Origin of the sequence: Leptospira soteropolitanensis, from assembly GCF_026151655.1 — a bacterium.
Classification (GTDB): domain Bacteria; phylum Spirochaetota; class Leptospiria; order Leptospirales; family Leptospiraceae; genus Leptospira_A; species Leptospira_A soteropolitanensis.
The window spans coordinates 779,743-790,095 of record NZ_JAMQPN010000002.1 but is presented as its reverse complement, the minus strand read 5'-3'; the positions used below and the strand labels follow the sequence as shown (position 1 = coordinate 790,095).

The 10,353-nt window shown below is 36.4% G+C and carries 8 protein-coding genes; 3 read left to right on the top strand and 5 right to left on the bottom strand.

Annotated elements, in window-relative coordinates:
• Positions 1-257: 257 nt before the first annotated feature.
• A complete protein-coding gene (locus ND811_RS08420; RefSeq protein ID WP_265351600.1) occupies positions 258-1,139 on the bottom strand; it encodes a hypothetical protein in 882 nt (293 codons plus the stop codon).
• Between the two features lie 610 nt (positions 1,140-1,749).
• Here ND811_RS08420 and ND811_RS08415 point away from each other — a divergent pair.
• The 3 genes from ND811_RS08415 (at position 1,750) to ND811_RS08405 (ending at position 3,931) form a co-directional block, all read left to right on the top strand.
• Positions 1,750-2,091 (top strand): hypothetical protein, encoded by a 342-nt coding sequence (locus ND811_RS08415; protein WP_265351599.1) that lies wholly within the window; start codon positions 1,750-1,752, stop codon positions 2,089-2,091.
• Positions 2,092-2,236: 145 nt separating this feature from the next.
• The gene (locus tag ND811_RS08410) at positions 2,237-3,127 is read left to right on the top strand and encodes an LBF_1199 family protein (protein WP_265351598.1); all 891 of its coding nucleotides are present in this window, start codon (positions 2,237-2,239) and stop codon (positions 3,125-3,127) included.
• 141 nt (positions 3,128-3,268) lie between these two features.
• Complete coding sequence (locus tag ND811_RS08405) at positions 3,269-3,931, top strand: LBF_1199 family protein (RefSeq protein WP_265351597.1); 663 nt, start codon at positions 3,269-3,271, stop codon at positions 3,929-3,931.
• 61 nt (positions 3,932-3,992) lie between these two features.
• Here the strand turns inward: ND811_RS08405 and ND811_RS08400 are convergent, their stop codons facing one another.
• The 4 genes from ND811_RS08400 to ND811_RS08385 are packed head-to-tail and all read right to left on the bottom strand — an operon-like array spanning position 3,993 to position 10,342.
• Positions 3,993-6,323 (bottom strand): TonB-dependent receptor family protein, encoded by a 2,331-nt coding sequence (locus ND811_RS08400; RefSeq protein WP_265351596.1) that lies wholly within the window; start codon positions 6,321-6,323, stop codon positions 3,993-3,995.
• A 47-nt stretch (positions 6,324-6,370) separates the two neighbouring features.
• Entirely contained in the window at positions 6,371-7,693 is a 1,323-nt protein-coding gene (locus ND811_RS08395; protein ID WP_265351595.1) for an HTTM domain-containing protein, read from the bottom strand.
• Positions 7,683-8,819: an imelysin family protein gene (locus tag ND811_RS08390; RefSeq protein ID WP_265351594.1), complete on the bottom strand. Its 1,137-nt coding sequence runs from the start codon at positions 8,817-8,819 to the stop codon at positions 7,683-7,685. Before ND811_RS08390 ends, ND811_RS08395 begins: the two co-directional genes overlap by 11 nt.
• Entirely contained in the window at positions 8,816-10,342 is a 1,527-nt protein-coding gene (locus tag ND811_RS08385; protein ID WP_265351593.1) for a di-heme oxidoreductase family protein, read from the bottom strand. The genes ND811_RS08390 and ND811_RS08385 overlap by 4 nt, the downstream gene beginning before the upstream one ends.
• Positions 10,343-10,353 lie beyond the last annotated feature (11 nt).

The following is a 10,353-nucleotide window of genomic DNA, read 5'->3' as shown; positions in this document are numbered from 1 at the left end:
TAATAAGATGGAATTAGCCTGGATGAAGGATTCATTATAATAAATTGAATTTTACTTTGCCGCATAGGAATTTGGTGAGGGATTTTACAGGATCAATTCCATAATAAAAACTTCCTAGTCTTTGCGACCAGTACCTTATTTAGAAGTTCACTGACCTAAAGGGGACTATATTTTCTATTGGTTAGTCAAATGTTCTGAAATGGGACGGTTTACTTAGAAATTTCACAAGTAATTATCTTAGAAACATTGCTAATCTACTATGAAGCAATGTTTGGATTCATGGCTGACTTTTTTTTCGAAAGATGATTTATGTTTTTGGATATTGCCCTTAAAGCATATCCGATTACAAAAACTTGAATGGGGATGAAAATCATGTCCCATTGATTTTCTTGTAGATTGGTTATATACGGATCCTTAATTTCAAATGGTAGTAAAATCGGATACCGGGTAAGCACAGTCAAAGTTGTGACTACAAGTGTGTCTGCTAAACCAAAATAATAAGGAAGGGGGTAGCGTTTTTTGTGCCATCGATAGAGGACTGTCATCGAAACAAGGCTGAGTGGTTCCAATAGAAGGTATTGGATGCTATCAAAGGTTGGCAGCGATAAGAGGGCAATTCGATAAAGAGCATGGCAATAGATCCATGATAATGGTGAAGAATTAAAAATAAAAAATTTTCTATCAGTCAGAGTCGTTTGGAAACCTACTTTTAACATTTCCTGGATTAACCAAACGAGAAGAGAAAGGCAGGCGAAACGACTGACGATTCCACGATAAGTTCCCGCATCTGGAGAGAAAACCATAACGAAGATATTGGTCAAAACAGCAAAATTGATATAACGGGTAAACCAGATTTGAAACTTTATTTGTTTTAGTTCTGATAGATTAATATATGTTAGCACAGCACCTAAGCCAAAAGGTAGAAGTAAAATTAGTTTGATAAAACCCATGATTGCAATGGAATCATAATTTGATTCAACCGTGAATTGTATGCCAGTGAATAGAGAAAATCCTACGACTAGTATGAAAAGAATCGTTTGGCGAAAACTTGCCAGGTAACAAACAAGAGAAACTGCTAAAATGGCAACAGAGTTGTTCCAAAGGAGTAAAGTGAGGTCCACACCTAGTTCGTTATACATTATAAAAGGCCTGATTGTAACATGATTTTGAAATCGATAAAAAGGGAAGCCATTTTGTATAGCACATAGTAGTGGGACTTTTTAAAAGTTTTCCAAAGTTTAATTTGCAGGGATATCCTTTCGATCCTAACGCTACCATGTCTTAAAATGCAAAGAGGTAGACTCTGATTATTTTCTTAAGAAAATATGTTAGTTTTATAGTCTTTGTATGGGTTTTATATGATGCCGCAGGATCAGGATTTATTGCCAAAGTTTTCATCTTTTAGTTGGATTAGAACCTTATCGTCAAATACTGCAGTGTTTGGGCAATAGGATGTTAAAATTTGTGTATGGTTATGTTTTATTCTAGAGTTTCCATGTTTTGAAAAATCGCACTTTTTATTTGGATCGAATGTAGAGCTAAAAAAGAGTCATATCAAAATTTGGTTCATGGTGTCCTCTTAAGTATTTTAACTTTTAATTGCTCACTTAATGATTAAGATACACTATATCTTGTGAGAAAATTGTAAAAATCAGAAAAGTAAACTCTGTTACCAAATTTGTTTGCGATTGAAAAAAGTTTTTGGCGATTCTCCGAAATAGAGTTTGAATTCTTTTTTTTGTAAAGACAATGAGATTTTTAGATTTTTTAACACCAGTTCCATTTTTTATTTTTTTATTTCTCTGTTCTGTAATTTTATCCTATAAATTCCGAAACCTGAAAACGGATGTGATCCCAAATCCGATTCCTTCCGTTGGGACAAGTGAAACTTCGCAATGGGAGGTTGCTGTTGTGGCGCCTGATGGAAGAATTTATACGATACCCGCCGATTCCGATAATTTCATTGTATTTGATCCAGATAACTTTGTTTCTGCGACCTATAACTCCGGGATATCTGGTTCAAATAAATGGGGTGATGCCGTCTTATCACCTAACGGAAAGATGTATACAATTCCTCATACTAATGATTAGGTTTTCATAATCGATACCGGGGCTAATGGTAAAATTTGCTATAATTTATTACGAAGTAGTTACTGGAATGTGTATTAATATTCACAATTGCGAATATTTCTAAAATTCAATTGACACCTCTTTTCTTTTCACATACAAAATAAATATGCTCTGGAAGAAATCTGAATTTTGGAAAAATGCTTCTCCAAGTGAATTGTTAGACTTCTTTCAATCCATAGACAAAGGCGCTGATCTAAAATCTTTAGCTGATCATATGTTGGCAGAAGAAGAGTTCTGCGATTTGGTTTTTGAATATCTGTGGCTTCTTCGTTCGGAAGAAGGCTCAAAACGTTTTCTTAATGATGAGAACTTAACGCCGGAATTACTAATGAAGTTTGTATATTTCGGATATGGCAAACAATTTTTATCGGGTAATTTTGATTCCAATGCTTATTTTTTGCAAGTGAGATCTTTATTTAATTCAGCACAAAGTTTAAGAATATTGTCTCTTGCTGAAGAAATGGACAGAGATCCAACTTTAAAGATACATTTATTGTCCAACTTGGATCCGCAAACCTGGGAAGCCTATTTTGATATATTAGAAGAAAAAAATATGACAATGCAGGCGCTGCTTGGAATTTTTTCAAACCTAAGAGAAAACGAAATTCGTAAAATTCTTTTGAATAGTCATACACTCTACTATTACCTACGAATGATGATGGTTTCTGGATTTAAAAAGTTTGGCGAAGAAAGTGAAAAAGAATCAGAAAATCGAAAACGATTAGAGTCTATATTGGATTCAATTCATGTATGGGAATCTTTTTGCCAAGGCCTAAGAGACCGATTTGATTTTAAATCAGAAGCAAAACTCGCACCGAATAAAAGAGACCCCAATCGTTTATCTTTAGTATTAAAAGAACTTAAAAAAATTCCTTCACCTGATCGTGGGGATGTTTTAGTGTATATGCGTGGTAACGGTGCCGTTTTGGATCTCTGGGAAGAAACGACGATCCTTTCTGCTTTGGGAAACTTTGATCGTGTGGGCAAATACTTCTAAAAAAAGTTTTGTTCGGATATAGTTCGTACTTAACCTTAATCTATTTTTGAATTCAGAGAAAATCTTATACTTTGTTGCGAATCCGAAACAGAGGTTCGTGTATTCATACATTTCTTTCGTCACCTTCTACTGGCTAGGAACATGAAATGCAAATATTGGTTTATGAGTTTTGGAAAATATATAAAAACCGGAAATATTACACCAGATTATTATTTTTCTATCTGGGCAAAAATTATCAGTTCCGAAAAAAGTTTGGAATTGTTACTTTGCGAGCCATTGGTGGAAAAAGATGTCACTTTCCAGCTGAACTTACTTGGAAACTTAAATGCAAAACAATGGGAAGAATATTTTGAAACTACCATGTCTGATTCTTGTGAGGGTAATACCGAATCTTTTCACGGTATCTTCGAAAAAATAGACTCAATTCACTGCAAAAGACTTCTATATAGAAATCCGAATTTGTATCAATACTTACGAATGTTAGTTGTTTTTGATAAACAAGACTCTGTTCCAAGTTTTTTATTTCAATTAGAGAATAATCTAAGAACTATTCACAGATGGGAAGCTTACGCGAATGCGAAACTTAGGGAGTTTTCTCCTAAAGAGGAAAGGGAAAAATCTCCGAGCGGACGCAATGTCAACAGGTTAACAGATATTCTAAAAGATGGGCTTTTTATTGCCGATGTCTCAGAAAGAGACGATTTCATCGAATACTTAATGATACGTGAAGTCATTGTTGATGAAAAAGAAATGGAAATTGTTCGGCAATATATTAGAATATCCGTTCCAATTCTAATTCACTAAATCACTTTTCTTGTATCTTGTATTGTTCTATTAATTTTCCTAAATCAACTGATGTTCATTATCATAACTCTAGAGTGAAACCAACATTGATTTGACGAAAAGGACCAGGTTGAATACCCGTTGGTAACCTACCTGATACGTATTGTTTATCCTGAATGTTTTTTGCGTTAATAAACACTGACCATTTATCGGGAGAACGATATCCTAAACTTGTGTTCCAGAGTTCTACTTTTGGTATAATCCCTTTGTTTCCATCTTCTGATTCATCTTTGGTATTTAATAGATCAGAATATTGTTTTCCAAAATATTGATATTCTAATCGACCGTAATACCCTTGTGGCGAAGAGACACTAATTGCCGTTGTAATGGTTTCTTTCGGTACGTAAGGTAAATAATTTCCAGTTGTATCTGTCGGTAGATATTGGTAATTATTAATTGTATATGCAGGTAGAAATTCGATTATCTCTTTGCCATCACTTGTTTGTGATACAGGAAACGGATTGAAACTTCTGGATTTTGCCTCTATGCGAGAATAAATAAGCTCAATTGGGACTCTCCATTCCGATTTCTGCATCTTGGCGGGATCCCAAACAATCACAGCTTCTCCACCTGTATGAGTTGAGTATCCAGTATTTGCTGGTCTGATTCCGTTTTCACCGCCCACTTCGTTTACGTTAATAATTTGATCACGGAAATACATTTTGTAACCTACAAGCTCTGTATACAAATAAGAAGTTAAGTCACCTCTCACGCCTGTTTCATAATTTGTGGATGTTTCTGGTTTGAGTCTATAGTCATTGCCTTGTGGACTAAAAGATGTTCCGAAGGTTGGTGGTGAAAATCCTTTGTGAGCTCCAGAAAACCAAATGAATTTTTTGGTAATATCATAAGTGATCCCAAGTCCCGGTAAAATGATATGAGTTCTAGATTCGCTTGAACTTCTTCGATTCACAGAAACATCATTTGGTAAAACAGCACCTAATCGATAATCTTCGGCTGTGGCTTGTCTTCTAGTCGTAATCGCTTTTTGTCTTACTTCTTCATAACGAACACCTGGTATCAGTTTCCAGTTTTCGGAAAGTTGGATTCTATCTTGGAAGTAAGCAGCGAAGGCTTCAATTTTTCTTTCTTGTCTATTCAAGTTAAAGTTTGGAAGAGAAGGTTGCGCCAGGTTATTGATTAAAGATTCTTCTTGAATGATTGCTTTGGAAAGATAACCTAATGGGTCATCTGTTTTTTTTAGGTTGGTTTGGGTTAAATTGTTTTCTCCATGTAATCGCACGCCAAGGTCTGTTTCATGTTTAAGTCCTAAGGTAGAAAACTTAGATTCCAGTTTGGTTTCAATTCCACCTACCATAAAAGATTGATCTCGGCTTGTATATGACTCTCGCATATAAATAGCATCACCCGGACGATTTCCAATAATTCCTGGAGAATACGTACGAAGTGTATCCAGGGGCGCATTCAAATATCCACCGGAGTTGGATTTTCCAGATAAAAAATCTTGCCTTGCCCAGTTCCTTTCTGCTTGAGAAAAATATCCTCGTATTATGAGTGTATGGTCTTCTGCTAATTTCCAATTATGCGATATAATAGTTTGGTTTCGATTTAACTTCTTTTCATCAAACTCCGCTGGGTTGATTTTGGGATCCAATCGAAAAAGGCCTTGCGACAAACCTAAATATGTCGATTGGGCATTTTGCAGGTGATAGCCTAGTTTAATTGTAGTGCTATGGTTTTCGTTCCAATCTTGAATCCATTTGATATTACCTTCCGTGACATCAAAGTTTTGATAATTTCTAAATCCATTTCCTTGTTTTCTAAGTAAAGAAACTTCGAAAGCACTCGATCCAAAACTTTTCCCATAAGAATTGTATGTAGAGAGATAACCATTTTCCCCGCCAACATTTTTGGTATAAAATGTAGATTCTGCAGGGGGACGTTTTGTGACAAAGTTAACAATACCTCCAATGGTATTGGGACCAAATAAAATAGAGCCTGATCCTTTGATGATCTCAATTCTTTCCATTCTTTCGATAGAGGGGGAATAGTAACTTTCTGGTTGTCCATAAGGTGACAGAGAAGTCAGGATTCCGTCTTCCAAAATTAATGTTTTCCTTGATTCTTCGTTACTCACTCCTCTAAAGCCAATGTTAGGTGTTAGTCCTGCGGCATCTTGAAAACGTACACTAGCACCCGGTGCGCGACGTAATGCTTCCATTGGATCCGTAGGTGAGGCTTCTTCTAAATATTTTTTGTCGATAATGTATGCCGAACCTGGGATTTTTTTTAAATCCTCTTTTTTGTTTCCAATGACATGAATTCCTTCATTCTTCGTTGGTTTAGATTCCTTTTCCTCTGACACGTTTTGTGACAGGATTTTTTTGTTCATTGTTAGTATCAGAAAAAAGAGAACCAGGAAACGTAAGTTTTGTAGATTCATCGAAGAAGTCCTTTTAATGGATAGAAGTTTATATCGATCTTTGTCAGATCTTCATTTGGTGAAAAAAGGGGGCGAGCAGGTTTTCCATTGATTGAGACATTGGATTGAACATAAACAGATACTTCCTTTAATCCTGATTGTTCTGCTTCTCTCTTTTGTAAGTATTTAGCAAATTGAAGGATATGTTCTGGTTGGATCGTCATCATTCGGTATTGGTAGTCAGTAAGTATTTCCTTTGGATCAATTGGTTTATTTTGAACCCAAAAGGTTGCAGATCCTACTTTGTCGGCAACCATCACTTGCCACGAATATTTGATAGCCTCTTCGGTCCATATCACTTGTCCTGGATAAAATATATGTCTAAATGGTATTGAGATTTGTAACAAAAGATAGGTGAGTAGAGTGTATTCTTTTAACCCAAATTTTAATTTTTCATTGTTTATATAGGAAATGCTGGTTTCTTCTATTGGTTCTTGTTTTGGTCTGATGATTTTGTATAAAATCGATTTTGGCCAATTCGGTTCAAAGAATATTAAGGAAGAAAGGCTCATAACAATAGGAAAAATTCCAATGGGAAATAAAAATGATGTAAACGTGTGAAAGAAAAGAACAACGAGCCACCCCAAAAATCGAAATCTCTTTGTGCAAAGTAAAAATGGAATCGATAAATCAAAAACTACACCAATCCAAGAGAAAACAAAGGCAGTGACCGGGAGGCCTAAAATCGGGTCTAAAAATGGAATTTTTCCTTCTGATTGGTACAACCAAAGTTTTAGGGGAAGGGCTTCGAACAACCAGTCTGGTTGTAGTTTGGCGATCCCTCCAAAAAAATAAACAAGTCCCATCTGTATTCGAAACGCATATAACCAAAGTTTGGGAATGGATTCTGCTTTTTTCATCCAACTAAAAAAATGAAAGGTAGGATGATTTGAATTACTTACAGGTGATAACCATAATAAAAAACCAAGAAGAGAGACTAGGTAATAATGATTCAGATAAATCGTTGCATCAGAAAAATGAAACCATGTAAATCCAACGGTAAATACGAACAAATTGATTTTTAAATAATAACCTAGAAATATTCCAAAAGCAGTTATGAATAGAATTCCAAATAAAAGATAAGTAAAAATAGGGGGGAGTGGATGAACCCATTCCCAACCAAAATGTTTAAAGAAGAAAGTCGGTTTGATAAAATATGTATGAATCCATCCATAATAAAAATATCGGAAGATTAGAATGGTTGTCGCAAACCCATATCCTATTCTAAAAAAGTGAAGTGAAAGTGATGAAACCGGTTGTAATAAATTTTTAATCGCCATCGTTTGAACTAACTCCGATAGTTCCACCTAGCGAACTGATTACTTCAGTGCTTATTAATATTCTAAGTTTTTTAAATTCATTTAACATAAGTTCTACTTCTGCGCCTCCTGTCGAAATAGCGGTTTGAAATGTGCCATATTTCGATTTTAGAGAATTTACAGATGTTTTTGTGGCTTGAATCTGATCTTTTAATCTTGGAACCACTGTTTCGCTTCTTAAACTCAAGAATTTATAAAATCCAGCTTCACCTATATCCGAAAATCCTTGGAGATTTTGTATTAACGATTCAAAAGATAAATTTGCATAGGGCGTTTCAACCTTCGTGATGTCTTTGACACCTAAGTTCGTTGCCCGTAAACCAGAGGGTTCTGCTATTTTTATATCTATAATAGTATTGCAGAAAAATATCATTTGGTTTGTCAGTTCCGTGAGTCCGTCTTTGGTATTGGGATAGTCGCGACTTCCTTTTCCGGCATTAGTGAAAGAATAATAGAATGAATTACTTCTTGATTTATCCCATTGGAAGGTTAAAAGTCCTGTTTGGTTTTTTATATCTTGGATTAGTTTTGTTAGATAAGTTTTTCTGTTGGCATCCGCAAAAGCAGTGTTTGTTGTGCTTACATTGTCTTTAAAAAGTAAATATTCGACAGCATCCAAACCATCCACTCGTAATCCATTTGGTGGCGAATTAGCAGTGATTTTTGATTCAATGGATGTGGTGTCAATGGGGAAAGCTCTTGAGAAACTATCCAAATATAAGTAAGCATTATTCGGAATGTTGGCCGGTCCAAAATATGCCCATTCTACTTGTTTGTAGGCTAAATAAGTTTCAGTCCAGGCATTCCTGACAGAGGTTAGGTTGGTGGCATCAGGATTTCCTGTATAAGTAGCGGCTGCCGTTTGTAACAAGGAAACTTTGTTATCAAGTTTTGCGTATTTGGGAACCATTAGATTATTGGCTATGTCTAATAACAAATTTGATGTTGTATACGTTTTTAGGTAAGTATCTACTAAGCCGAGGATTTGTGCTTTTTTTGAAGCATTGTCTGAAGGACTTCCGCAGTTAATTAACAGAATGTAAAAACAATATATTAGGAATTTGATTGGGAACTGTTTATTTTTCATAAGGATTTAAGAAAACTAATCATCTTGGTTCTTGACTCTTTGGGCAGTTGTTTGTATTTATTTTTACTCTGTTCTGCTTCGCCACCGTGCCAAAGGATTGCCTCTTGTACCCCTCTTGCTCTTCCGTCATGTAAAAGAAATTCGTGACCATTCACTCGTTCAATCAGACCAAGTCCCCAAAGGGGAGTGGTTCTCCATTCATTTCCTGTCGCTAAAAAATCGGAACGGGAATCACTGAGTCCATCTCCCATATCATGTAATAGCAAATCTGTATAGGGTCTAATTTCCTGGTTGGCAACTTCCTTGATAGAATGATCCCCTGTTTTGATTCTTGGAATGTGACAAGAGGAACATCCAATTTCGATAAACAATTCCTTTCCTTTTTTTACGTCTTCGTTTTTCCAATTCCTTCTGCCAGGAACACTAACTAAACTTGTATAGAAAGTAACTCTCGATAAACGGTCGTTAGATATTTCTGGATTCGACCCATTCCCTGTAGGACTTGCCAAACAAAGTGTTTGTCCAGTGGCACAATTTTCCGAAGGAAAAACAGAAGTAGTGAGTCCTATATCTCCAAGAAAGGCACTCGCATTTTGGTGATTCAAATTTGGTTGGTTTGCTTTCCAACCAAATCTTCCAATAAATGCTTTGGCTTGTGTAGTATCCCATACGAGATTTGGTTTTCCTGAAATCCCATCTCCATTGGAATCGGATACATCGGCAAAAGAACGAATGGTGGATTCGGGAATGGCTTCCAAAAGTCCAAGTCCTGGAACTATTGGGGCGGTTCTTGGAGATATGTAAAAAGTACCTGATGGATTGTTCGTTGGGTGATAAGGTTGTCCTGGGTTTGCAACATTGATTTGTGTCGCCCCCCCTCCCACATTCCAAGTGATCGCATAACTTGGTTTACGCAGAGAATAAGTTTCTCCGTCGGGGAAACTCCCTGCCTCTTCTGTATAAGTAATCGTAACAGTTCCTTCTTTGGGAATTTGTGTCCCTGTTCCGTATTCTAAAATTCCTTCCGTGTTCAGTTGGGTTCCAAAATTTGTCATAGCTACGGGTCCTCCCGTTGTGGGGTTGGAACCTGCTGCACTCAAACGAATGAGCATAGAAGAAAGGGTAGTGCCATCGGCAGGAGGTCTTCCTCGTCCATCTTTGACATGGCAACCTTGGCAGGAACGGTTGTTAAATACGGGACCAAGTCCTGTGACAGACGAGTTCCCCGCAGGAAGCCAAGTGCGATTGAAGTTGGCATTCCCATCTTGGAAGTCGATAGACCTTCGGGAATCCGAAACGTTGGCCGCTTCTAAATCAAAGGCTGATTCGGTAGAGTCAAAGGTAGTCGTATCACCGCCGCTAAACTGTTCACAAGGATCATTTAAAAAATCACCCGAGGAACAAGACGATGAGGATAAAATAGCCGCAAGAATCAGTGCCGTTGTTGTATCATCGTTTGATTTTTTTTTACAATCGAAAACGAGAAGTAAAATCGAAATTAGGATAAGGTGTTTTGATTTCATTTTTATATTTA

Coding starts and splice junctions, on each gene's coding strand:
- ND811_RS08420 (WP_265351600.1), bottom strand. CDS start 1,139: ATGTATAACGAACTAGGTGTGGACCTCACTTTACTCCTTTGGAACAAC.
- ND811_RS08415 (WP_265351599.1), top strand. CDS start 1,750: ATGAGATTTTTAGATTTTTTAACACCAGTTCCATTTTTTATTTTTTTA.
- ND811_RS08410 (WP_265351598.1), top strand. CDS start 2,237: ATGCTCTGGAAGAAATCTGAATTTTGGAAAAATGCTTCTCCAAGTGAA.
- ND811_RS08405 (WP_265351597.1), top strand. CDS start 3,269: ATGAAATGCAAATATTGGTTTATGAGTTTTGGAAAATATATAAAAACC.
- ND811_RS08400 (WP_265351596.1), bottom strand. CDS start 6,323: ATGAACAAAAAAATCCTGTCACAAAACGTGTCAGAGGAAAAGGAATCT.
- ND811_RS08395 (WP_265351595.1), bottom strand. CDS start 7,693: ATGGCGATTAAAAATTTATTACAACCGGTTTCATCACTTTCACTTCAC.
- ND811_RS08390 (WP_265351594.1), bottom strand. CDS start 8,819: ATGAAAAATAAACAGTTCCCAATCAAATTCCTAATATATTGTTTTTAC.
- ND811_RS08385 (WP_265351593.1), bottom strand. CDS start 10,342: ATGAAATCAAAACACCTTATCCTAATTTCGATTTTACTTCTCGTTTTC.